Source organism: Ochrobactrum sp. Marseille-Q0166, from assembly GCF_014397025.1.
Lineage (GTDB): Bacteria > Pseudomonadota > Alphaproteobacteria > Rhizobiales > Rhizobiaceae > Brucella.
This window is the reverse complement of the sequence record NZ_JACJUO010000001.1, coordinates 1,033,655-1,055,935: the sequence shown is the minus strand read 5'-3', so window position 1 is coordinate 1,055,935 and position 22,281 is coordinate 1,033,655. Positions and strand designations below refer to the sequence as shown.

Genomic DNA, 22,281 nt, shown 5'->3' with positions numbered 1-22,281 from the left:
TTCGAAACCCTGATTTTTCACTTCCCGCATTTAATTTTCTCTTGCGAATGCAATGCATTACAGTTGCAAATGGTTCGCTAAAGCAGCTCTGAAAAACCATGATTTTATAAGGCCATAAATACAAAACCGGCCGCAGCTTTCACCACGGCCGGCTTTTTGTTTTGCAACTCAGAAACGCAGTTAGTAGTTGCTGCGGCGCGCTTTGTGCTTGCCTGCCAGATGCGTTACGACATTTTCGATCATCCGCATCCCCGCATTATGACCAAGCGTCATAATGGATTCGGGGTGAAACTGAACGGCTGCCACTGGTTCTTTCTTATGTTCAAAAGCCATGATGACACCGTCTTCCGTTTCCGCCGTTACCAGAAAATCATCCGGCAGTCGTTCAGGGTCGGCAAAGATCGAGTGGTAGCGACCTACCGTTACTTCCTTGGGCAAACCGGAGAAGATGCGTTCAGGTTTTGAAACCCGGATGCGCGACGGCTTGCCATGCATCGGAATGCGCAGCTGACGCAGCGTACCGCCATAGGCTTCTGCAAGCGCCTGAAGGCCAAGGCAGACACCGAAGATCGGCAGCTGACGCTTACGCGCCTTGTCGATGGTTGCCTTGCAATCAAAATCCTGTGGCGTGCCCGGTCCGGGCGACAGCACGACAAGATCAGGGTTGATGCGGTCAAACACGTCTTCGGCGACCGGCGAGCGAACAGTCGCAACCGTTGCCCCCGTCTGACGGAAGTAGTTGGCAAGTGTGTGCACGAAGGAATCTTCATGATCGACCAGCAGGATCGAAATTCCCTCGCCCACCTTTGCGGCAACGCGTTCTTCAGCAACCTGATTGCTCTTCTGTGCTTCACGCACAGCAGCGATCATCGCAGAGGCCTTCAATTCAGTTTCGGCTTCTTCTTCTTCAGGATTGGAATCAAACAACAGTGTCGCACCCGCACGGATCTCGGCCACACCATCCTTGACGCGGATCGTACGCAATGTGAGGCCGGTATTCATATCGCCGTTAAAGTGCATCATGCCGACAGCACCGCCATACCATGCACGCGGGCTGCGCTCGTTTTCCTCGAGGAAGCGCATGGCCCAAAGTTTTGGCGCACCGGTTACAGTCACAGCCCAGGCATGGCTGAGGAAGCCGTCAAAAGCATCCATCCCGTCACGCAAACGGCCTTCAATATGGTCAACTGTGTGGATCAGACGCGAATACATTTCGATCTGACGACGACCGATCACCCGCACCGAACCCGGTTCACAGACCCGGCTTTTATCGTTGCGATCAACATCCGAACACATGGTCAGCTCGGACTCGTCCTTCTTGGAATTGAGCAGTTTCAGAATCTGCTCGGAATCCGAAATCGCATCTTCACCGCGCTTGATCGTACCGGAAATCGGGCAGGTCTCGATCCGGCGACCATTGACACGCACGAACATTTCCGGCGAAGCCCCCACCAGATATTCATTCTCTCCCAGATTGATGAAAAATGAATAAGGCGACGGATTGATCGACTTCAGCCGACGGAAGATTTCCGAAGGCGCCGTGTGGCAACGCTCGTAGAAAGTCTGGCCAGGCACGACTTCAAACAGATCGCCACGCCTGAAGCTTTCTTTTGCACGTTCAACCAGCTTGGCATATTCGCCCGGATTGTGATCGCCGCGCGGCAGATCACGCTCGGCAGGTTTGAATGGCTGCACCGGCGTCGCGCGCGCAAGATCATGCGTTGAGGAGCCGCCGCAGATGAATTCATAGCGATCCACCCATGCGCGTGCCGAGTAGTGATCGGCCACGAAGATTTCATCCGGGATGAAAAGCACCAGATCGCGCTGATCGTCCGGGCGCTTCAGCTTGTACTGGATTGGATCGAACTGGAAGGCGAGATCATAGCCGAATGCGCCGTAAAGGCCGAGATTTGCATCTTCTTCGGAGAAGAAAAGGCCGACAATCGCGCGCAGCACGGTAAAGACCGATGGCATGCGGGAGCGTTCTTCTTCGGTGAATGTGCCGGTAGGTTCAGCAATCGTCAGCTCGATCCGATCTTCATCGGCCTTATCGACCTTGACTTCACCAAGTGCCTGTACCGTCTTGAGGATCGGGCGCAGCAGGATCACGCCGCGCTTGTTCAGCGCTTCAATACGCATCTGGCGCGCACGTGATGTGATGACCACTGGCGGATCAACAATTGCCGTGTCCCATCGCGTATAGCGACCCGGATATTCGTAATTGGAAGAAAAGACCGCGCCCCGCCGCTCATTCAGAGCATCGATATAAGTCTCGATGGCTCCCTTATAAGCAGTCAGATGGCGCACACGTTCGACAACAATGCCGCCCGCAGTCTCGTGCCTGAATATCTCGCTATCCGCAATCTTCGCATTCATGACTGGCAATTCCCAAGTGTTATTCGTTATCGAGCACTTCCAAGACCCGGTCTTATTCAAACAGCCAAACAAAAAGGCCGCCCGGATAATCCCAGCGGCCTGTTTCTGAAACGCAAATGCACAAACGCCTGCGTGGCCGCTTTTAGCGAGCCCACCACCAGATTTTTGTATCAATGCGCGAAATGTTCATGGCGATACTGTTAGCCTTCCCTTGCATCGCTTGCAACTGGAAAATTCAAACAACACAAAAGCAGAAGAAACCCACTCGAAACAATCGACATAAAGAAAATCCGGACCCAGTGAAGAGGCCGGATTTCCCCTTGCCTTTAATGAAGGCAATGCAGTTGGAAAGTAGCAGGTACGCTTTCCACTGATCAGAACGGGCAGAGCCCAAAGTACGAAATGTATAAGAATAATATGACTTTCAGTATGCATAAACACTACCATGAATGGTATTTAGTTTGCAACTATAAAGTGTATATGCTGCTATTTTCCAAACGCCAGAGGGAGCATTATCGAGACGATCTCAAGCTGTTAATCTTATCGCAGCACAACCCTGGGTTTTTAAAACTATATTGTATGAGAAAGTTTGTATGACCGATTAAGCATTTTTGCCTTGCGCCCAGGCAGGTTTTCAGATTCATTTCGGTCGCAGATCATTTGCAAGCAAACAAAAAGAACCGCACACGCAGGCGGTCAAATGGGGACATCAATGAAGAATCTCGATGTGATGGACAGGAGCATTCTGTCTGCGCTTCAGGAAAATGGCCGACTTACCAATACTGAACTGGCTGATCGTATCAATCTTTCCCAGACAGCGACGGCTGAACGCGTGAAACGCCTCACGCGCGAAGGTTATATTCTTGGCTATTCAGCGCACCTGTCGCCGAAAATGCTTGACCGCTCCATGCTCGTTTTCATCGAAATCAAGCTGGACCGCACCACACCGGAAGTTTTTGACACCTTCGCCACATTCACACGAAGCAATCCCGATATTATGGAATGCCATATGGTGGCGGGTGGCTTCGATTATCTGATCAAGGCGCGTGTCACGGATATGGATCACTATCGGCGTTTTCTCTCCGAAGCCCTGCTTTCGCTTCCCGGCGTGCGTGAATCTCACACTTACGCAGTGATGGAGGAAGTGAAAGAGACGTCGCATATCGCGGTTTAGAGCACATCTTCATCCGATCATATCGGGATCAGAAATCAGTCCAGTGGACGATTTCCCCGCTTAGACATTACTAACTTTTGCGATGCGCTCCAGCGCCGGTTTTTAGCCCAGCGCCAATCAAATCTTACAAAAATTGTTTCGACATATTGCCAGAGTCATTATGCGGGTATATACCCGCATAATGACAAATTCCTGCATATGTATTCATTTGCGTCAGGCAGCCCGAAAAACCTCGGCGATTTATGACGAGGCATTGGCACCGCTTGGCATTAGCGTAGCGCAGTTCAGCCTGTTGCGAAAAATCTCGCGCGCGACAACGATCTCGCTCACTGAACTGGCCCGCATTGCCGAGTTGGATCGGTCGACCATGGGACGCAATGCAAAGGTCTTGCAGAAATTGGGCTTGATTGAACCAGCGTCCAGTGACGATCACCGCGAAACCACGATAACACTGAGCAATGAGGGCCATAGGCTGGTCAAACAGGGTGAACCATTGTGGGATCAGGCACAAAGCGAAATAGAAGCGCGGCTTGGCCACAAGGGTGTCGAACAATTGCGGGCGCTTCTTGATGCATTGTGATGATTGCAGAGCGCGCCTTGACTGAAAACAATGATTGAAACTTGCAGCAACGTTAAATAGCGGACGGTTTCGTCTTCCAGTGTATTGCTGGACGAAATTCAGCCGAAACAGAAAGTGTCGAAGATGATCTCATCCCGCCTAGCCAGCTTTCTTGCACAAAGAAACATCCATTATGGATGGGTCATTGCTGGGATCACCTTCCTGACGATGCTGGCAACAGCCGCTGCCATGGGCTCGGCAGGCATATTGATTGAGCCGCTTCAAAGCGAGTTCGGCTGGAGCAATGCCGATATTTCCTTCGCTATGGCGTTGCGTCTTGTGCTGTTTGGTTTGATGGGGCCGTTTGCGGCTGCATTCATGAACCAGTTCGGCCTGCGCCGGGTGGTCATGGCGGCACTCATCATGATTTCACTCGGGCTTTTGGGCTCGATCTTCATGACCGAGCAATGGCAGATGGTAGCACTCTGGGGCGTCGTGATCGGCCTTGGCACTGGCATGACAGCTCTTGTACTTGGCGCTACGGTTGCTGCACGCTGGTTTGAAAAGCGCCGTGGTCTGGTCGTCGGCATGATGACCGCCAGCAACGCAACCGGTCAGCTTATTTTCATGCCAATTCTTGCAAGCGTGAGCCAAAATATCGGCTGGCGCACATCACTTACAATTGTGATTTCATTTCTGGTCGCAGCACTCATTCTGGTGCTGATGCTGATGCGTGACAAACCATCAGATCTCGGCCTCAAACCCTATGGCCGCACAGCGCCCATGCCCGCCCCTGAACCAAAGAAGCAGTTTGGCGCTATGCTGCTCTCTCCTCTGGTGACATTGCGTGAAGCATCTTCAACAACGACTTTCTGGGTCTTGTTCCTCACATTTTTTGTCTGCGGTTTCTCGACCAACGGCCTTATCCAGACCCACTGGATTGCACTTTGCGGCGACTACGGCATCGTGCCCGTGGGCGCAGCCGGTATTCTCGCTGTCATCGGCGCTTTCGATCTGATTGGCACGATAGCGTCCGGCTGGCTTACCGACCGCTATGACAATCGCTGGCTTCTGTTCTGGTTCTATGCGCTGCGCGGCCTTTCGCTGATTTATCTCACATTCACCGATTTTTCGATTTATGAACTCGCACTCTTTGCCGTCTTCTATGGTCTTGATTGGGTCGCAACCGTGCCCCCAACGGTAAAGCTTGCAGCAGAGAAATTCGGCCCCGAAAAAGCCGGGATGGTTTTTGGCTGGATCTTTACCGGGCATCAGGTGGGCGCTGCCGCGGCCGCAGCCTTTGCGGGCTTTGTTCGCACCGATTATGACAGCTATACACCCGCGCTCATTCTGGCCGGTGCCATGTGCTTTGCGGCGGCCGCGATGGTGTTCCTGATCAACCGCCCAAAATTGCAATCAGCGTTTCAAGCTTCATAAATAAGCATCGCCCCAATCAGCGCGACGGCCCCAACGGAAGAACTCGCCGTCGCGCTTGGTCAAAAGCCTCTCTTCGGCGGAGCCGTCATCTTTGCAAAGCTTCATCGAAACCTTGCCACCGCCGACACGCGTCGGCGCAATCACGCGCGCGGAAACGGCAAGTGATGGATCACGTGTCGCCGCGAGATAGATGAATTTCTCATCTTCCCAGGGCACTTCGGCATCTTTGGTCAGACGGTGAATTCGCGAACGCGCAACACGCCGCGAAAAATGGCACCAGTCAGGTGCTGCAATCGGACAATCAAGTTGATGTGGGCACGGAGCCACGATATGCGCACCCTGCGCGATCAACGCGGTGCGCGCATCCAGAATACGCTGCCAGCCAGCAGGTGTTCCCGGCTCCACAATCACAAACATATGCTGCGTGTGCGTCCAGAGCTTTTCGACCAGCGCCTTGCGATCAGGTGGCGCCAACTCGTCGAGAACATAGGCAATGGTTACCAGATCAGCCTTTGGAAGGTCGATCTTTTCCTTGACCAGATCCCCTGCACGCCACTCCGTCTTAAGGCTGATATTTGTTGCAAGAGCGCTTCCGACCGAACGGATTGCAGGACTTGCTTCGATCATTGTAGCTGCCTGCAAATCAGGCCAGCAATCGCTGGCTGCCCACAGTGCAGTCCCCGGCCCGCATCCGACGTCAAGCAGCGTGTGAGGCACAAAATCAGGACAAACTTCCGCAACGTTCTCCAAGCTTGTACGAACGGCAGCATAGGTTGCTGGCAGCCGTGCAGCCAGATAGGCTTTGGCAGCCAGTTCATCCGAAATATGCAACCGTCCATCGCGCGTTTCAGCACGATAACGCTGCGATAAAATATCGGAGGCGCGTTTCAGATCAGTCAATGCCATGCCCTCAAGCGCAGCATCGACTGCCTGACGCAGTCGTGATGGCAATTCCATTCTAACTTAACGCTCCAGAACCTGCTTGATATCCACCAGATTGGACCGCACACGCAGGATATAAAAGCCCATCGTTGTCAGATGTGATGGCGTAAACCAAGCATCCGGGCTGCCGTTGGAAACGATAAATGGCTGCATATCGAGCGCCGAACGCAACTGCCGCTCCATTTCATCCCAGACGCCATCGAGATGCTTTTCTGCAAGCACACCACGGAAATCCGAATGGGCCGCACGCAGCAGACCATAATAGGCATAGAGCTGGCCATACGCGAACCAGAAACGGTCATCCGCACGTGTATCAAACCAACCTGCATGGTAATTCTCGGCGCGATCCTTCAGGATTGCAGACGTCGAACCAAGATCACTGGCTATACGATCAACAAACTGAATCAGGTTATCTGCACGCGCATCGAATGTTGCATGGCAGTTTTCCAGACGCGTATTGAACGAGCGCAGATCCTTGATCGCTGAACGATAATAGCTTGGCGTCGGGGTCTTTGGACCAAACGGACTGAGACCGAAATACCAGGCATCTTCTGCAAACTGGAGATTACCACGCGCCTTTTGCAAATCGCTGTCGATCTGCGAGGTACCGCGCAGACGGCCGATATTGTCCACCAGTTCAATTGCCGTGCGTCGCACAGCGGCGTTGATTCCGCGCTGGAACGATGCTTTGTTATCGAGAAACGGCGTGCGATCCCAGTCCATGCCAAAAAAGCCAAGCTTGTAGAGCAGCATGGACGAAATCCACGCATTCTGATTCACATTGAAATCAGTGAGATCAGCGGCAACTTCTGCAATGGCAGATGGCGAACACTTTCGTGCAGTCGAAGGAATTTGCGCGGCCTGCATAGGTTGCGTCTCAGTCTCCTGCTGCGTTGTCGTATCGGCATTGCCGGCAACAGGTGTAGTGTCAGTCCCGCTTGCACTGTTGTCAGAAGGAGTAGACGTTGCGGCCAACGGCGCAACAGGCGCGGTCGACACTTGCTCACCCGGCGTCACGGCATCCTGATAGCTATATTTGGCCGGATAGTCAGGATTGAAGTTGGTCCAGACCTGCGTCTGCCAGATAAAATAGGCATAAAGCCCACCAAAACCGATCACGAATACCGCAACGACAACTTTCCACAAATTTCCCAATTTGAGAAAAAGCCGCCACAAAGCACGAACTGGTACTGCGATTAATCTGGCCAATGCCGCGATAAAACGGCCAAGGAAGGAGAAGACGCCCCGAACTGCATTCCACACTGTATCAAGTCCTTCCTGTTGCCTGCCATCACAGGCTCTCTGACACGTTTACCTTACCGGCGGTGGCGCACTAAAAATGCAGCCCAGCACCGGCCAGCATGCGCTGACAAGTTTATCTTCTTCAAATAGAGTGTAGCTGGCTTTTCGACAACCATAGACCAGCATCTCACCGACATTATCGAAGCTTTTCCTGTTGCGAGGGTTGAAACGAGACAAGCTGTGGGTAACATGGCGCCACTTCACCCTGCTTCGGCCAGAACGCTTTATGCGCCGAACTTTTTGCCTGTCGGTCCAGAAAAACGAGTACAACGCCCCCGAAAGTCGCAATCAGAAATATTTTCGCCGCAATGGTACTTGATCGGCGAAATCTTTGGTGTTTGCTAAAAGCTGGAACCGGAAAAACAATCAACCGTCAAAACGGCCCGGTTAATGGAGAGAAAAATGAAGTCCACATCGACGCCTGCGCTGAAAAGTGCCCTGAAAATGCTGGCTGTTACCACGGCCATCTTTGTCATTCCAGCCGCGGCACAGGCTGCCGAGGCAGAGAGCTGCTCGACCGTTCGCTTCTCCGATGTCGGTTGGACCGACATCACCTCGACGACTGCTGTGGCTACAGAGATACTCAAGGGCCTTGGCTACAAGACCGACATCAAGGTTCTCTCCGTTCCCGTAACTTATGCGTCGCTTAGCAAGAAAGACATCGATGTGTTCCTCGGCTATTGGAACCCGTCCATGAGCGCTGATCTCAAGCCTTATCTGGATGACAAGAGCGTGGAAACACTGCGCACCAATCTGACAGGCGCAAAATATACGCTGGCTGTGCCGAAATATGCGTATGACGAAGGGCTGAAAGATTTTAAAGATATCGCGACTTTCAAGGATAAGCTCGGCGGCAAGATTTACGGCATAGAGCCAGGCAATGACGGCAACCGCCTGATCCTCGACATGATTACTAAGGATGCGTTTGGCCTCAAGTCGTTTGAGCTGGCGGAATCGTCTGAACAGGGAATGCTCGCGCAGGTCGCCCGCAGCATTAAGAGCAAAGACCCGGTCGTCTTCCTCGCATGGGAGCCGCATCCGATGAACAAGCGTTTTGAAATCGCCTACCTCACCGGCGGTGATGATTTCTTCGGCCCCAACCTTGGTGGCGCAACGGTCGAAACCAATGTCCGCGCAGGCTATGCGCAGGAATGCCCAAATGTTGGCAAATTCCTGACCAATCTCGAATTCCAGCTTGAAATGGAAAATGAGATCATGGGCAAGATTCTGGATGACGGCGAAGAACCTGCGAAAGCGGCAACAGCTTGGCTCAAGGCAAATCCTGCCGCCCTCGATAAATGGCTGGACGGCGTGACAACCGTTGACGGCAAGGAAGGTCTGCCAGCTGTGAAAGCGACACTCGGCCTGTAATTCTTCCAGCACAGAGGCCGCGGGACACCGCGGCCTGCTCTTTTGTATTTTATTGAGAACAGAAAAAGCACGCAGCAGGAGACAGAATCGTTGAACTGGCTGACGGACTATAAAATTCCGGTCGGGCCCACCGCAAAGTCGGTGGTCGACTGGCTTACGACCCATTGGGGGCTTTTCTTCGACACTCTTGCAGCGATTATGCAGGGCCTGATTGATGGCCTTTTATATCTCTTGCAACTTCCACATCCGCTTATTCTGATCGCAATTTTTGCGGTCGTCGCGTGGTTGATACAGCGTCGTATTTCGGTCGTCCTGCTTACCATTTTGGGCTTTCTGTTCATCATTAACCAAGGTTATTGGGACCCGACGCTCAAGACACTCACTCTCGTTCTCTCGTCGTGCTTTGTCTGCATGGCAATTGGCGTTCCTTTAGGTATCGCAGCAGCCCATCGTCCGAAACTATACGCGGTGATGCGTCCAATTCTCGATCTGATGCAAACGCTGCCGACATTCGTTTATCTGATCCCGGCGATCGTCTTCTTTGGTATCGGCATGGTGCCAGGTCTCCTGGCGACGGTAATCTTCGTCATACCGGCTCCTATTCGCCTAACCCAGCTTGGTATTTCCTCCACACCGTCCTCGCTTGTTGAAGCGGGTGAAGCTTTCGGAGCTTCACGGTCACAACTGCTTTGGAAGGTTGAGCTGCCTTATGCGATGCCGCAGATTTTGGCGGGACTCACGCAGACAATCATGCTGTCCTTGTCGATGGTGGTGATTGCCGCACTTGTGGGCGCGGACGGCCTCGGGGTGCCAGTGGTTCGTGGCCTGAACTCCGTCAATATTTCGCTCGGTTTCGAAGCAGGCTTCATCATCGTCGTGGTTGCGATTGTACTGGACCGCATTTTCCGCGCTGTGCGAGACCAATAGGAGACCGGCCATGACGATCATTGCTGTAGAAGATGTCAGCATCATTTTTGGCAAAAATGTCGATAGCGCGCTGGAACTGGCTGATCGCGGAGCATCGCGCTCGGAGATTCAGGCTGAGACCGATCTCGTTCTGGGGGTCCATGATTGCTCGCTCAACATTCACGAAGGCGAGATTCTTGTCCTGATGGGACTATCCGGCTCTGGAAAATCGACGCTTCTGCGCGCCATCAATCGTCTCAATCCGATTTCGCGTGGCCGCGTTCTGATCCGCGATGGCGAACGCACGATTGACGTCGGTAAAGCCGACCGCAAAACACTGCGGCATCTGCGAACTGAACTCGTTTCCATGGTGTTCCAGCAGTTTGGTCTTTTGCCATGGCGCTCGGTTGAAGAAAACGTCGCCTTTGGCTTGGAAATATCCGGCATGGGCAAGCATGAACGGCTAAACCACGCCCGTGATCAGCTTGAACTCGTCGGTTTGCAGGACTGGGCCACACGCAAGGTGAGTGAACTTTCAGGCGGCATGCAGCAGCGTGTTGGACTTGCCCGCGCCTTTGCAACAGGCGCACCAATCCTGTTGATGGATGAACCTTTTTCCGCACTCGATCCGCTGATACGAACCCGCCTGCAGGACGAGCTTCTCACCTTCCAATCACGGCTCAGAAAAACCATCGTATTCGTCAGCCACGATCTTGATGAAGCGATGAAGATCGGCAATCGCATCGCCATTTTGGAAGGTGGGCGCATTATCCAGTGCGGAACACCACAGGAAATCCTCCTGCAACCCGCCAATCAGTATGTGACGGATTTTGTCGCCCACATGAACCCGCTCGGTGTCTTGCAAGCGGGCGACATCATGACCCCGTTTGACCGCACCGCTGCCCCTCGCCCCTTTGCAGCGACAACACGCCGTGAAACGCTCGTGCGCGATCTGATGAATGCAGTTGCCGACAGCAGCGGCGATGTGGGCATCGTCGAAAACGGAGCCATCATCGGCAAAATCAATGCCGACGACATTGTGCGCGCACTCGCTTGGCACCAGCAACGTGCAACAAGCTGATGCCTATAAAAACGCCGCCTCAAGGGCGGCGTTTTTTTTCAGTCGAGAAAAACTTTATGCCTGCGCAGCCTGACGTGCCGCTGCACGCGCTTCAACGCGGGCACGGATCGCATCCACATCCGCACGCGGTGTGGCCGAAAATAGCTTCTTCGTGTAGTCATGCTGCGGATTGTTGAAAACGTCATCGCGTGAACCGTATTCAACAACCTCGCCGAAATACATCACCATCACATCATCAGCGATATAGCGCACGACCGAAAGATCGTGACTGATGAAGACATAGGTCAGACCGAATTCTTCCTGCAAATCCGCAAGAATGTTAAGCACCTGTGCCTGCACAGAAAGGTCGAGCGCTGAAACCGGCTCATCGAGAATGAGCAGCTTCGGATTGAGCATCAATGCGCGTGCAATCGCAATACGCTGCCGCTGCCCGCCTGAGAACATGTGCGGATAGCGGTTGAAATGCTCTTTACCAAGTCCAACCTTGAGCAGCATTTCCATCGCTTTTTCGCGGCGTTCAGCGGCTGTCATATTGGTGTTGAGCAACAAAGGCTCAGCCAGCACATCGCCGATCTTCTGACGCGGATTGAGCGAGCCGTAAGGGTTCTGGAACACGATCTGCACCTTCTGGCGCATTTCAGGTGTCAGACCATCACGTGCAATATTCACATCCTGCCCGCCGATCAGCAATTCGCCGGATGTCTGCGGATCGATCATGGTGAGGATGCGGGCAAGCGTTGACTTGCCACAACCTGATTCACCGACGATTGCCAGCGTCTTGCCCTTTTCAAGCTTGAAGCTCACACCCTTGACGGCATGAACGACCTTTGGCTTGCCAAAAAGACCACCGCCAACATGGTAATCGCGCTTGATGTCGCGCGCTTCGAGAACTATCTCGCTCATCACGCTTCTCCTGCGGATTTATCTGAAAAGACGAAATCGGAAACCGTTGGCAGACGATCACCCGTAGCATTTTCCGGCAGAGCCGAAAGAAGCGCACGCGTATAAGGATGTTTTGGTTCGGTAAACAACGACAAGACGTCCGAATCTTCCATCTTGTGACCCTTATACTGAACGATCACACGATCAGCCGTTTCCGCAACGACACCCATATCATGGGTAATCATGATAAGACCCATGCCGTGTTCGACCTGAAGACGCATCAGCAGATCGAGGATCTGCTTCTGGATCGTCACATCAAGCGCGGTTGTCGGCTCATCGGCAATCAGCAGCTTGGGGTTACACGCAATGGCGATCGCAATCATCACACGCTGACACTGACCGCCCGACATCTGATGCGGGAAGCTGGACAAGCGTTCAGCCGCATCGCGGATGCCGACGAGTTCCAGCAGTTCAATCGCACGGGCACGGCTTGCGGAACCCTTAAGTCCCAGATGGCGCTTAAGCACTTCTTCAAGCTGATAGCCAACGGTGAAACACGGATTGAGACTTGCAACCGGCTCCTGAAAGATCATGGAAATGTCGCGTCCGATGATCTTGCGGCGTTCCTTGTCGGACATGCCTTGCAAGTCCTGCCCGTCAAACGTCATGCTATCAGCGGTAACCGTGGCAGTCTTCGGCAACAGTCCCATAACGGCAAGCATACCGACCGACTTGCCAGAGCCAGACTCACCGACAATCGCGAGCACTTCGCCCTTGTCCACTGAGATATCGATGCCATCGACCGCTTTAAAAGGGCCTGTCGATGTATCGAACGAAACCGTGAGGTTCTTGATTTCAAGCAAAGCCATCGATCAGCTCCTCTTCAGTTTCGGATCAAGCGCATCACGCAGACCATCGCCGACCAGATTGATGGCAAGAACTGTGATCAGGATTGCAAGACCCGGGAAGGTCACGATCCACCATGCGCTCAGAATGAATTCTCGTGCTTCAGCAAGCATGGTACCCCATTCCGGTGTCGGTGGCTGCGCACCCATGCCAAGAAAGCCAAGCGCGGCAACGTCGAGAATGGCGTTGGAAAACGACATGGTTGCCTGGACCACCAGCGGAGCGAGGCAGTTTGGCAGGATCGTCTTGAACATCAGACGGAACTTGCTCGCGCCAGCCAGACGCGAAGCGGTTACATACTCCCGCTCTTTTTCAGCCATTACCGCCGCACGCGTCAGGCGCGAAAAGTGCGGAAGCAGAACAAGCGTAATCGCAAGAACCGCATTGATCAGGCCCGGTCCGAGAATAGCAACAAGAACCAGTGCCAGCAGCAGCGACGGAAATGCCAGAATGACATCCATGATACGCATGAAGATCGTATCAATGCCACCGCCGAAATAACCCGAAATAACGCCAATCGTGATGCCAAGGCACATCGAAATAACAACGATAACAAAGCCCACGAGCAGCGAATATTGCGCACCGTAAATCAGGCGGGACAGAATATCACGGCCAACCGCATCCGTTCCCAAGATGAACTGCGTGCTGCCCCCCTGCTGCCAGAACGGAGGCACCTTCACGAAATCACGATATTGCTCGATAGGATTATGCGGTGCAATGAGCGGCGCAAAAATCGCCACCAGAATGATCGCAAGAAATACAAAAAGACCGATGACAGCGCCGCGATTGACGCTGAAATAAAACCAGAAATCCTTCAAAGCCCGGAGTTTCCCGACTTCATTGGCGGCTTCCGGCTGAATGGCTGAGTGTGTCATGATACCCTCACTTGTGCCGGATGCGCGGATTGATCAAGCCGTAAAGCAGATCAACGATCAGATTGACGACCATGATAATGAACGCAATGATCAGCAATCCGCTCTGAACGACCGGATAGTCGCGGCGCGAAATAGAATCGAGCATCCACTTGCCAATACCCGGCCATGAGAAGATCGTTTCCGTCAGGATAGCACCGGCCATAAGCACACCGACCTGAAGACCGATGGTCGTGATCACCGGGATCATCGCATTGCGCAGCGCATGAAGACCAATGACACGACGGAGCGGTAAGCCCTTGGCCCGTGCGGTGCGCACATAATCTTCGCCGAGCACTTCAAGCATGGCCGAACGCGTCTGACGAGCGATCACCGCAAGCGGAATCGTCGCCAGCACAATGGTCGGCAGGATCAGATGCGACAAGGCGGAAGAAAACGCGCCTTTCTGACCAGATAACAGACTGTCGATCAGCATGAAGCCTGTCACTGGCGGGAAGTAATAAAGCAACGATATACGGCCTGAAACAGGCGTGAGTTGCATAATGCCCGAGAACAGAATGATCAGCAGCAAGGCCCACCAGAAAATCGGCATGGAATAGCCAACCAGTGAGATGCCCATCAGTCCCTGATCAAACCAGGAGCCGCGCTTTACAGCAGCAATAACACCTGCGGGGATGCCGACAAGAATAGCCAGAATGATTGCACAGAATGCCAGTTCAACCGTTGCCGGGAACAGAGCAAAAAATTCGTCGATAACTGGCTTTTTGGTTACCAGCGACTGACCGAAATCGCCGTGCAGAAGATTTCCCACATAATGGAGGTACTGCTCCCACAATGGACGGTCAAAGCCGAGCTGGGCCAGCAATTGTGCATGGCGCTCAGGACTGACGCCGCGTTCGCCCGCCATCAGAAGAACGGGGTCTCCCGGCAGCACGCGCACAAAGGCGAAAGCGACAATCGTGATGCCGATAAAAGTCGGTATCAGATAGAGGAGTTTGTTTAATATAAAACGAAACATATAAAAACTCCGACCGGGTGCGGAGGAAACCTCCACACCCGGCCGCTGGTGTTGTCGGGATTTTACTCGCTAATATCGACTTCTTCGAAGCGATAGTCACCAAGCGGGCTCTGCTTGAAGCCCGTTACCTTGGCCGACATCGGCACAAAAACGGTCGAGTGAGCAATCGTGTTCCAAGGAGCCTGCTCCTTGAAGATCACCTGTGCTTCTTCGTAAAGCTTGACGCGTTCGTCATGGCTTGTCGAAACCTTGGCCTTCTGGATCAGGTCTTCGAATGGCTGGTAGCACCACTGTGCGCGGTTGTTCGAACCAACGCCTGCGCAGCCCAGAAGCGTGCCGAGGAAGTTGTCCGGATCACCATTGTCACCGGTCCAGCCGAGAATGACTGCACCGTCGCGGTCCTTTTCGCCCGACTTCTTGAGGTACTCACCCCATTCCATCGAAACGATTTCAGCGTTTACACCAACCTTGGCAAGATCTGACTGCATCAGTTCAGCCGTACGACGTGCATTGGGCATGTAAGGACGGCTGACAGGCATTGCCCACAGCTTCATCTTCAGATCCTTGACGCCAGCAGCTTCGAGAGCTGCTTTGGCTGCTTCCGGATCGTACTTGTCGTCTTCGATCTTGTCGTTGTAGCTCCACATTGTCGGTGGAATCGGGTTCTTTGCAACCTGACCCTGACCTTCATAAACGCCATCGACAATCGCCTGCTTGTTAACAGCCTGATTGAGTGCCTTGCGAACTTCCGGCTTATCGAATGGCGCCTTGAGCGTATTATAAGCGAAATACGCAACATTCAGGCCAGCCTGTTCGTCAACCTTGAGGTTGGAATCGGCCTGAAGACCCTTAATGTCAGCTGGTGCCGGGTAAGACATCAGGTGGCATTCACCAGCCTTGAGCTTCTGTGCGCGCACAGCCGGGTCAGTGGTGATTGCAAAAACCAGATCGTCGATCTTCGGCTTGTCACCCCAATAGTCCGGGTTGGCCTTGAAGCGAACAACTGCGTCTTTCTGGTAAGCAACGAACTGGAAAGGACCTGTACCAACCGGGAACTGGTTAAGATCGGACTGCTTGCCATCCGCTGCGAGCTTGTCGGTGTATTCCTTCGAAATGATCGAAGCGAAAGGCATCGAAATATTTGCGAGGAATGCAGCTTCTGGGCGGGTCAGAATGAACTTGACGGTATTATCGTCAATCTTCTGGATTTCCTTGATCAGCGAACCCATTTCCATGGAATCGAAATATTCATAGGAAATGCCCGACGTATATTCGTGCCATGGGTTTTCCTTGTTGCCCATGCGATCAAACGAGAAGATCACATCGTCGGCGTTGAAATCACGGCTTGGCGTGAAATTGTCGCTCGAATGGAACTTGACGCCGGTGCGAAGCTTGAAGGTGTATTCCTTACCATCGTCTGAAACGGTCCAGCTTTCAGCAAGACCCGGGACAACTTCCGTTGTGCCATTTTTAAATTCTGCAAGGCGGTTGTAAACCGGATGCGCGGACGCATCAAACGTGTCACCACCGGTATAAGCTGCAGGATCAAAACCCTCAGGCGATGCTGGCGAACAATAGACAAAGGTCTTTGCCGAGGCCGCGCCGCTCATCAAAGCGACAACTGCCGTAGCAGCAAGAAGTGTTTTATAGAATTTCATTTAGTGCCCGCCTCCACGGAAATATTATTGCGCGCACCCTAAGCACGCAATTGGCGCTTATCGAAACGTGTGACGCATAACAATGCAAGTGCAATTTTTAGAATCTGGTCATATTCTCAACGGATATCCTGACATTTTTTTAGTTTTTTATTCCATTAAAAATAATGTTTCTAGAAAATTGCGCTAAGAGGCGCCTAATTATAATATTATTTGCAGATAATCTGCTGCCGCGTTTTTGGCTCTCAGCTCCCTAAGATTAAAAAAGACTTGCTCTGAAAACTCCCGCTTACGCGAACAGACCAAATGTCACTACATGCGCAGATGAAGGACCACGTTAGAAACTTCGCTCTCCCGCAGACGAGTTCAAAAAACAACTCAAAAATGTCCATTCACTAACGCAAAATAGCCCCCTGAAACAAATAACCATATTTTTTGGGACAAAAACCCTATATTTTTATGCTGGAACATATAAGCAAGCTCTTTTAAATTTTAGCATATAGTATTAATTTTTTTACGCCCGCTCAAAAATGAAGCCGGGCGATTTTAACCTTATGCTGTCTTACGGGGGTATGACTGCAAATGTCTAACGAAAATAATTTTTTTGATTTAGTTGAAAATGTTGATTCCGCAGCGGATTTTTTGTCCGCATTAGCAAATAACAAGAGGCTCCTCATTCTTTGTAAATTACTAAATAATGAGATGTCTGTTGGCGCACTTGCAAAAGCAATCGATCTCAGTCAATCCGCTTTATCACAACATCTTGCGAAGCTGAGAGCGCTTGATCTGGTATCAACACGACGCGATGCGCAGACTATTTATTATATTGTTTCATCACCACATATCGAGTTGATGTTGTCTACACTTTCAAGTCTCTATATGAGTCCAACTCCGCGTCGACGCGAAATGGCGGCGGTGCTACATCAGTAACCACATATCATGAGGCATAAGTCGTGCGATGAAGGAGCAAACCACCCGATCGCACGACTTTGTCGTCGAAATTGCTGACTCAAACGATCAGCGCCTTGCAGCGTACAAAAATATCCGGGAAAAAGATCTGGTCGGGCGGCAACAGCGCTTTATCGCTGAGGGAAAAGTCGTCCTCAATGTTCTTTTTTCGGAAGCCACACGCTTTGAAACGGAATCCCTTCTCATTCTGGAAAACCGTCTGAATGGCCTGCAAGACCAGCTTGCACATTTACCATCCGGCGTAGAAGTCTATTCCGTGCCGCAATCGGTCATTGATGAGGTCGCGGGCTTTCATGTCCATCGTGGCATCCTTGCTGTCGGCCGACGCAAACCACAGCCAGAACTCGCAGACGTGATCACACGATTGCCTGAAACCGCTCTCGTGGTTGTTTTGTGCGGGATTTCCAATCACGACAATGTTGGATCGATCTTTCGCAATGCGGCAGCTTTTGAAGCCGATTGTGTATTTATGGATAAAACATGCTGCGACCCGCTTTACCGAAAAGCCATCCGCGTTTCTGTCGGCGCGACACTGAAAGTCCCGTATTTTCACGGTTCAAACATCGAGACGATTGTGGCAGAACTTCAAGCAGCCGAATTTAACATATTGGCTCTCAGTCCCTCATCAGAACTAAATATCTATCAAGCAGCACGCAATAAGCGTCAGGCGCTGCTATTAGGGACTGAAGGCGAAGGGCTTCCAGCGCATCTGCTCACACAACTCACCGGAGCGCGCATTCCCATGTCATCGCAGTTTGATAGCCTCAATGTCGCTACGGCATCGGGCATTGCGCTATCCCGTTTCAGTAAGTTTAACGGATGACAAAAAAGCCTCCAGCACAGGCTGAAGGCTTTCTCTATACTTATTCTTAATGGTGCGCTGTCTCAAGCCACCGAAGCGCTGGCAGCGCCAGTGACGAGGCGGCGCAGCATTTCTTCAGCGCGTGGTTCGCGTTCGGAACGCGCAATAAACCCGCCACCGAAAACACGAGCCGTATTGCTGTTATCAGAATAAAGCACACAGGCCTGTCCCGGTGCGATACCACTTTCGCCATCGACCAGCTCTACCCATGTTTTGCCGTCAGCATGATGCAGAACAGCTGGACGTGGCGGACGCGTTGAGCGAACCTTGGCAAACACTTCGACGCCGCCTTCCGGCAGCGCATCAAGCGCTTGATCGCCGAGCCAGTTCACATCACGTAAAAATACCTTATGCGTTTCAAGCGCTTCGCGTGGTCCAACAATAACCCGTGTATTGGCAGCATCAAGATGCACAACATAAAGAGGATCGCCTGTGGCCACGCCAATCCCGCGGCGCTGACCAACGGTGTAATGGACAATGCCGTCATGACGTCCAAGAACACGCCCGTCAATATGAACAATATCACCCGGTGTTGCCGCTTCCGGCTTCAGCTTGGAAATAATGTCGGTATATTTTCCCTGCGGAACAAAGCAGATGTCCTGACTGTCCTGCTTTTTGGCAACAGTCAGTCCCATTTCTTCCGCGATCTCACGCACGCGCGCCTTTGGCAGATGCCCAAGCGGAAAACGCAGATAGTCCATCTGTTCCTGCGTGGTCGCAAACAGGAAATAGCTCTGATCGCGATCAGAATCCTCCGGGCGGAACATGGCGCGATGTTCGCCATTCAAACCACTGCGGATATAATGACCAGTCGCCAGCGCATCAGCGCCCAATTCCCGCGCCGTCTGCAAAAGATCAGCAAACTTGACGGTCTGATTACACGACACACAAGGAATCGGCGTTTCGCCGCTGACATAAGAATTTGCAAAAGTGTCGATCACAGCTTCGCGGAATCGTGCTTCGTAATCGAGAACGTAATGCGGAATGCCCAGGCTTTCCGAAACGCGGCGGGCGTCTTCGATGTCCTGACCCGCGCAGCATGAACCGGCGCGATGCACTGCCGCACCGTGGTCATAAAGCTGTAGCGTCACGCCAACAACATCATAGCCCTCACGTTTGAGGATGCCGGCCACAACAGAGGAATCGACGCCACCAGACATGGCGACGACAACGCGCGTGTCTTCCGGCTTTCCCGGCAGATCGAGGCTGTTCAGGCTCATGATTGAATCCAGCTTCCGGGCATAGCCCTGCTTCTCAAAGTTTAGATTTGCGCCCTATATAGGTCACACAATGGGTATTTGCCAAGATGTCGCAGCAAAAACATCGCTCATTTTGCAGCAATTGCGCCACAATTTCGCGTGAGATAATAAAAAAAATGCCCGGAGATCCGGGTTTTTTTATGACTTCCTCTCTAAATAAGGCATTTTTTTGCAAGTGTTACCAGATAGTTACCGCCTGTTTAGGTAATTCTTAAAGCTGTGCGGTTAGTCTCGGTCTCGATTAGGTCCTTGAGTGTTGTGTAGAGAGTACAATGACCGATCTGACAAGACCGCGTATAAAGTATGTTATCGGTCCCGATGGCAGCCCGCTGACCATCGCCGACCTCCCCCCCGCCAGTACACGGCGCTGGGTCATTCGCCGAAAGGCTGAAGTTGTTGCTGCTGTTCGCGGCGGGCTTCTCAGCCTGGAGGAGGCATGCCAGCGTTATACATTGACGGTGGAGGAATTTCTGGGATGGCAGTCCTCAATCGACGAGCATGGTCTCGCCGGTCTCAGGACGACCCGTATCCAGCAATATAGACACTAAACTCTTGCTGTCTCTTTGAGACAGGAAGATACAAAATCAAACCCCGGCCGGTTCACTGGCCGGGGTTTTTCTTTTATCGAGCTGAACTATATTCAGGCTTAAGGCACGCACATCAGAGAGGCTTGATATGGTCGGAAATATCGAAATCAAGAAATTCGACTCAGCTGAAAATGGCCGATACTTCGTCAGAATTGATGGTGATGAAGCAGAAATGACTTATACGAAATTAGGCCCGGCGCTGATTTCCATTGACCACACATTTGTACCCGACTCGATGCGCGGTAAAGGCGTTGCACAGGCGCTTGCGCTTCATGCAGTCGAAGATGCCCGTAAGGTCGGATGGAAGATTATACCGCGATGCAGTTTCATGCAGGTGCAGGTGAAACGCCATACCGAATGGTCGGATGTTATTTCAGAGGCTAACGCGTAGAGCGTACGTGTTCTGCGTGTATTGATCTGGTCCCGGTCGTTTCACTCTTTTCGGGATCCGTTCTCGCGCAGCTCACGAATTCGGCTTGCGAGACTTTTGGGGCGAGAGGCACTGTTTTTTGTTTCTTCCGCTTCAAGCAGCTTATGAATAGGTGAAGAATCGCCTTCATGCATTGCCGTTGCTGCGACCACCTTCGCTGCAAGGACGGACATTTCTTCTCGCAGCATGGCATTTTCTTTGAGAATGTCACCTGATGCGGTGCTCACTGATGAGCCAATGCGAGCATGGCGCTCGAGCCTTTCCTGCGCATCAGAAAAATCGGCAATCAATTTATCGAGCTTCTGCTGCAATTCTGTATTACGGCGCTTCTCAGTTTTGAGTTCAGTCTGTGCGGCAGTCAATTGCGTCGAAACCTCATTATAGCGGACAGATGCATCTTTACGTTCACGCCGCAATTCACTCATCTCATTTGCCAGACGGCCGTAGTCGGCCTCCTTGGCACTTAACTCGATACGAAGCGTATCGGCTAGTTCCTGAAGAGATGAAAGGTGTTTTTTAAGCCGATCCACTTCAGCTGCAACAATTTCCGCTTTTTCCGCAAAATTATCGCGCTCGTTTGTGATCTCTTCAATCAGCTTGTCACGCGCCCCAAGCATTTCCCGAAGCGCAGTCATGTCGGTCTCTAATGTCGAATACTGCTTCAGGTCGTCATGCAGCTGCCCAAGCCTGATAAGCTGCGCAGATGTCTTTTCGCGTTCAAGTTTCAGCCGTTGCTCAAGCCGGCTTGTATTAACGGCATGTTCTGCACGCAGCCCATCTCGATCAGCCCTGATTTCGGCGAGCGTTATCGGAAGTTCAGCTTGAACCTGTCGACGCGCCAGAAAAAAAGCACGGCGCCAGACCGTTGGCCCAAGCAGAACCACGACGAAAACCGCCACAAGCACGCCAAGTATGAAAATGAGCGCAGATTGAATCACAGCTTTTTCACGTTAGAGCACATCCCGAAAAGTGTGAAACGGTTTTCGGGATGTGCGTTTAAAAGAAAGCGCCAGCCATAGCGATGACGGGCACTCGTTGATCGTCAGGATCAAAATGGGTTCCAGGTCGGCGAAGCGGAAAGCTTCAAGTAACCGATATTGACACCCAGTCGTGCACCGACCCCCGTACGGATGGGGACCAGCATGATGTTCTGGCGTTTAAGCACATTAAAGCCCACGCCAGCGATAACATAAGCTGAGCCTGCAACGCCGGCATAACGGCCATAAAGGCTCTGAATGTCGTCGAGATTGTAAACAAGCATCATAACGCGCGAGCCCTGCCCGCCGAAATCCCAGCCGAGCGATGGGCCCTGCCAGAATGTACGATGATCCCCGGCATTCTTTGTATAAAGCGTGCCCTCCCCGTAGGTCAGTCCGCCAATAAATGCGCCAGAGCCTTCTTCGCCGAGAATATACCCATTAGGGAGGCCAAAGCTCTGAAATGCTTTTTCGACAGCACTGGCGATACCGCCAGACGTGGAGCCAAAAAATCTGTGCCCGGAATCAACGATTTCCTGAGACGAATATGTGTTGCTGCTTTGTGCCAGCGCATTGTGCGGCACCGCGATGATGGAGATCAGAAAAGCCGCAATAAACGCTAAACTATATGCCGCGTTGCGGAGCCTGATCTGCGACAGGGACGGTATGGCCATTTATAATTCCTTTTGCCTACCAGCTTCTCTGTCTGACGCCCT

The 22,281-nt window shown here is 52.3% G+C and carries 21 protein-coding genes; 10 read left to right on the top strand and 11 right to left on the bottom strand.

What is annotated here, in order from left to right; all coding sequences use genetic code 11:
- Positions 1-180: 180 nt before the first annotated feature.
- Positions 181-2,376, bottom strand: a complete 2,196-nt coding sequence (locus H5024_RS05000; RefSeq protein ID WP_187544302.1) for an anthranilate synthase component I — start codon at positions 2,374-2,376, stop codon at positions 181-183.
- 712 nt (positions 2,377-3,088) lie between these two features.
- Here H5024_RS05000 and H5024_RS04990 point away from each other — a divergent pair.
- The 3 genes from H5024_RS04990 to H5024_RS04980 all read left to right on the top strand — a co-directional run bounded on the left by H5024_RS04990 (position 3,089) and on the right by H5024_RS04980 (position 5,546).
- A complete protein-coding gene (locus H5024_RS04990; protein WP_187544301.1) occupies positions 3,089-3,550 on the top strand; it encodes an Lrp/AsnC ligand binding domain-containing protein in 462 nt (153 codons plus the stop codon).
- 181 nt (positions 3,551-3,731) lie between these two features.
- Positions 3,732-4,130, top strand: a complete 399-nt coding sequence (locus H5024_RS04985) for a MarR family transcriptional regulator (RefSeq protein ID WP_187544300.1) — start codon at positions 3,732-3,734, stop codon at positions 4,128-4,130.
- 123 nt (positions 4,131-4,253) lie between these two features.
- Positions 4,254-5,546, top strand: coding sequence for an MFS transporter (locus H5024_RS04980; RefSeq protein WP_187544299.1), 1,293 nt, complete (start codon positions 4,254-4,256; stop codon positions 5,544-5,546).
- Here H5024_RS04980 and H5024_RS04975 read toward each other — a convergent pair.
- Both H5024_RS04975 and H5024_RS04970 read right to left on the bottom strand, forming a co-directional pair.
- Positions 5,541-6,503 carry a small ribosomal subunit Rsm22 family protein gene (locus H5024_RS04975; RefSeq protein ID WP_187544298.1) on the bottom strand — a complete coding sequence of 321 codons (963 nt, stop codon included), beginning with the start codon at positions 6,501-6,503 and terminating at the stop codon, positions 5,541-5,543. The genes H5024_RS04980 and H5024_RS04975 overlap by 6 nt on opposite strands.
- A 6-nt stretch (positions 6,504-6,509) precedes the next feature.
- Positions 6,510-7,751, bottom strand: a complete 1,242-nt coding sequence (locus tag H5024_RS04970) for a DUF2333 family protein (RefSeq protein ID WP_187544297.1) — start codon at positions 7,749-7,751, stop codon at positions 6,510-6,512.
- 483 nt (positions 7,752-8,234) lie between these two features.
- On the opposite strand from H5024_RS04970, the gene H5024_RS04965 reads away from it, so the two are divergent.
- From H5024_RS04965 to choV, 3 genes are all read left to right on the top strand, one after another.
- Positions 8,235-9,161 carry a choline ABC transporter substrate-binding protein gene (locus tag H5024_RS04965; RefSeq protein WP_247875250.1) on the top strand — a complete coding sequence of 309 codons (927 nt, stop codon included), beginning with the start codon at positions 8,235-8,237 and terminating at the stop codon, positions 9,159-9,161.
- A 90-nt stretch (positions 9,162-9,251) separates the two neighbouring features.
- Positions 9,252-10,088 (top strand): choline ABC transporter permease subunit, encoded by an 837-nt coding sequence (gene choW / locus H5024_RS04960; protein ID WP_187544295.1) that lies wholly within the window; start codon positions 9,252-9,254, stop codon positions 10,086-10,088.
- A gap of 10 nt (positions 10,089-10,098) precedes the next feature.
- Positions 10,099-11,148, top strand: a complete 1,050-nt coding sequence (gene choV, locus H5024_RS04955; RefSeq protein ID WP_187544294.1) for a choline ABC transporter ATP-binding protein — start codon at positions 10,099-10,101, stop codon at positions 11,146-11,148.
- A gap of 54 nt (positions 11,149-11,202) precedes the next feature.
- Here choV and H5024_RS04950 read toward each other — a convergent pair whose 3' ends face one another.
- The 5 genes from H5024_RS04950 to H5024_RS04930 all read right to left on the bottom strand — a co-directional run bounded on the left by H5024_RS04950 (position 11,203) and on the right by H5024_RS04930 (position 16,484).
- Positions 11,203-12,051: a dipeptide ABC transporter ATP-binding protein gene (locus H5024_RS04950; RefSeq protein WP_187544293.1), complete on the bottom strand. Its 849-nt coding sequence runs from the start codon at positions 12,049-12,051 to the stop codon at positions 11,203-11,205.
- Positions 12,051-12,899 carry an ABC transporter ATP-binding protein gene (locus H5024_RS04945; protein WP_187544292.1) on the bottom strand — a complete coding sequence of 283 codons (849 nt, stop codon included), beginning with the start codon at positions 12,897-12,899 and terminating at the stop codon, positions 12,051-12,053. Before H5024_RS04945 ends, H5024_RS04950 begins: the two co-directional genes overlap by 1 nt.
- 3 nt (positions 12,900-12,902) lie before the next feature.
- Entirely contained in the window at positions 12,903-13,811 is a 909-nt protein-coding gene (locus H5024_RS04940; protein ID WP_187544291.1) for an ABC transporter permease subunit, read from the bottom strand.
- Positions 13,812-13,818: 7 nt separating this feature from the next.
- Positions 13,819-14,826 carry an ABC transporter permease subunit gene (locus H5024_RS04935; RefSeq protein WP_187544290.1) on the bottom strand — a complete coding sequence of 336 codons (1,008 nt, stop codon included), beginning with the start codon at positions 14,824-14,826 and terminating at the stop codon, positions 13,819-13,821.
- Positions 14,827-14,888: 62 nt separating this feature from the next.
- The gene (locus tag H5024_RS04930; RefSeq protein WP_187544289.1) at positions 14,889-16,484 is read right to left on the bottom strand and encodes an ABC transporter substrate-binding protein; all 1,596 of its coding nucleotides are present in this window, start codon (positions 16,482-16,484) and stop codon (positions 14,889-14,891) included.
- A 579-nt stretch (positions 16,485-17,063) separates the two neighbouring features.
- On the opposite strand from H5024_RS04930, the gene H5024_RS04925 reads away from it, so the two are divergent.
- Both H5024_RS04925 and H5024_RS04920 read left to right on the top strand, forming a co-directional pair.
- Positions 17,064-17,411 carry a metalloregulator ArsR/SmtB family transcription factor gene (locus tag H5024_RS04925; RefSeq protein ID WP_187544288.1) on the top strand — a complete coding sequence of 116 codons (348 nt, stop codon included), beginning with the start codon at positions 17,064-17,066 and terminating at the stop codon, positions 17,409-17,411.
- A gap of 28 nt (positions 17,412-17,439) precedes the next feature.
- Entirely contained in the window at positions 17,440-18,273 is an 834-nt protein-coding gene (locus tag H5024_RS04920; RefSeq protein WP_187544287.1) for an RNA methyltransferase, read from the top strand.
- 62 nt (positions 18,274-18,335) lie between these two features.
- On the opposite strand, the gene mnmA is transcribed toward H5024_RS04920, so the two are convergent.
- On the bottom strand, positions 18,336-19,532 hold the full coding sequence (mnmA, locus tag H5024_RS04915) for a tRNA 2-thiouridine(34) synthase MnmA (RefSeq protein WP_187544286.1): 1,197 nt from the start codon (positions 19,530-19,532) through the stop codon (positions 18,336-18,338).
- 311 nt (positions 19,533-19,843) lie between these two features.
- Here mnmA and H5024_RS04910 point away from each other — a divergent pair, with 311 nt between their 5' ends.
- Both H5024_RS04910 and H5024_RS04905 read left to right on the top strand, forming a co-directional pair.
- The gene (locus H5024_RS04910) at positions 19,844-20,119 is read left to right on the top strand and encodes a DUF1153 domain-containing protein (protein WP_094505279.1); all 276 of its coding nucleotides are present in this window, start codon (positions 19,844-19,846) and stop codon (positions 20,117-20,119) included.
- 127 nt (positions 20,120-20,246) lie between these two features.
- Entirely contained in the window at positions 20,247-20,549 is a 303-nt protein-coding gene (locus H5024_RS04905) for a GNAT family N-acetyltransferase (RefSeq protein ID WP_187544285.1), read from the top strand.
- Positions 20,550-20,590: 41 nt separating this feature from the next.
- Here H5024_RS04905 and H5024_RS04900 read toward each other — a convergent pair whose 3' ends face one another.
- Both H5024_RS04900 and H5024_RS04895 read right to left on the bottom strand, forming a co-directional pair.
- The gene (locus tag H5024_RS04900) at positions 20,591-21,502 is read right to left on the bottom strand and encodes a hypothetical protein (RefSeq protein ID WP_187546607.1); all 912 of its coding nucleotides are present in this window, start codon (positions 21,500-21,502) and stop codon (positions 20,591-20,593) included.
- A gap of 134 nt (positions 21,503-21,636) precedes the next feature.
- Positions 21,637-22,239, bottom strand: a complete 603-nt coding sequence (locus H5024_RS04895) for an EipA family protein (RefSeq protein ID WP_187544284.1) — start codon at positions 22,237-22,239, stop codon at positions 21,637-21,639.
- Positions 22,240-22,281 lie beyond the last annotated feature (42 nt).

Bases quoted from the DNA above. Each gene is read 5' to 3' on its own strand.
- H5024_RS04925 (WP_187544288.1), top strand. From the start codon at position 17,064: ATGTCTAACGAAAATAATTTTTTTGATTTAGTTGAAAATGTTGATTCC.
- H5024_RS04910 (WP_094505279.1), top strand. From the start codon at position 19,844: ATGACCGATCTGACAAGACCGCGTATAAAGTATGTTATCGGTCCCGAT.
- H5024_RS04985 (WP_187544300.1), top strand. From the start codon at position 3,732: ATGACAAATTCCTGCATATGTATTCATTTGCGTCAGGCAGCCCGAAAA.
- H5024_RS04905 (WP_187544285.1), top strand. From the start codon at position 20,247: ATGGTCGGAAATATCGAAATCAAGAAATTCGACTCAGCTGAAAATGGC.
- H5024_RS04945 (WP_187544292.1), bottom strand. From the start codon at position 12,899: ATGGCTTTGCTTGAAATCAAGAACCTCACGGTTTCGTTCGATACATCG.
- H5024_RS05000 (WP_187544302.1), bottom strand. From the start codon at position 2,376: ATGAATGCGAAGATTGCGGATAGCGAGATATTCAGGCACGAGACTGCG.
- H5024_RS04895 (WP_187544284.1), bottom strand. From the start codon at position 22,239: ATGGCCATACCGTCCCTGTCGCAGATCAGGCTCCGCAACGCGGCATAT.
- choV (WP_187544294.1), top strand. From the start codon at position 10,099: ATGACGATCATTGCTGTAGAAGATGTCAGCATCATTTTTGGCAAAAAT.
- H5024_RS04920 (WP_187544287.1), top strand. From the start codon at position 17,440: ATGAAGGAGCAAACCACCCGATCGCACGACTTTGTCGTCGAAATTGCT.
- H5024_RS04980 (WP_187544299.1), top strand. From the start codon at position 4,254: ATGATCTCATCCCGCCTAGCCAGCTTTCTTGCACAAAGAAACATCCAT.
- H5024_RS04990 (WP_187544301.1), top strand. From the start codon at position 3,089: ATGAAGAATCTCGATGTGATGGACAGGAGCATTCTGTCTGCGCTTCAG.
- H5024_RS04975 (WP_187544298.1), bottom strand. From the start codon at position 6,503: ATGGAATTGCCATCACGACTGCGTCAGGCAGTCGATGCTGCGCTTGAG.
- H5024_RS04965 (WP_247875250.1), top strand. From the start codon at position 8,235: ATGCTGGCTGTTACCACGGCCATCTTTGTCATTCCAGCCGCGGCACAG.
- H5024_RS04930 (WP_187544289.1), bottom strand. From the start codon at position 16,484: ATGAAATTCTATAAAACACTTCTTGCTGCTACGGCAGTTGTCGCTTTG.
- H5024_RS04940 (WP_187544291.1), bottom strand. From the start codon at position 13,811: ATGACACACTCAGCCATTCAGCCGGAAGCCGCCAATGAAGTCGGGAAA.
- H5024_RS04935 (WP_187544290.1), bottom strand. From the start codon at position 14,826: ATGTTTCGTTTTATATTAAACAAACTCCTCTATCTGATACCGACTTTT.
- H5024_RS04950 (WP_187544293.1), bottom strand. From the start codon at position 12,051: ATGAGCGAGATAGTTCTCGAAGCGCGCGACATCAAGCGCGATTACCAT.
- mnmA (WP_187544286.1), bottom strand. From the start codon at position 19,532: ATGAGCCTGAACAGCCTCGATCTGCCGGGAAAGCCGGAAGACACGCGC.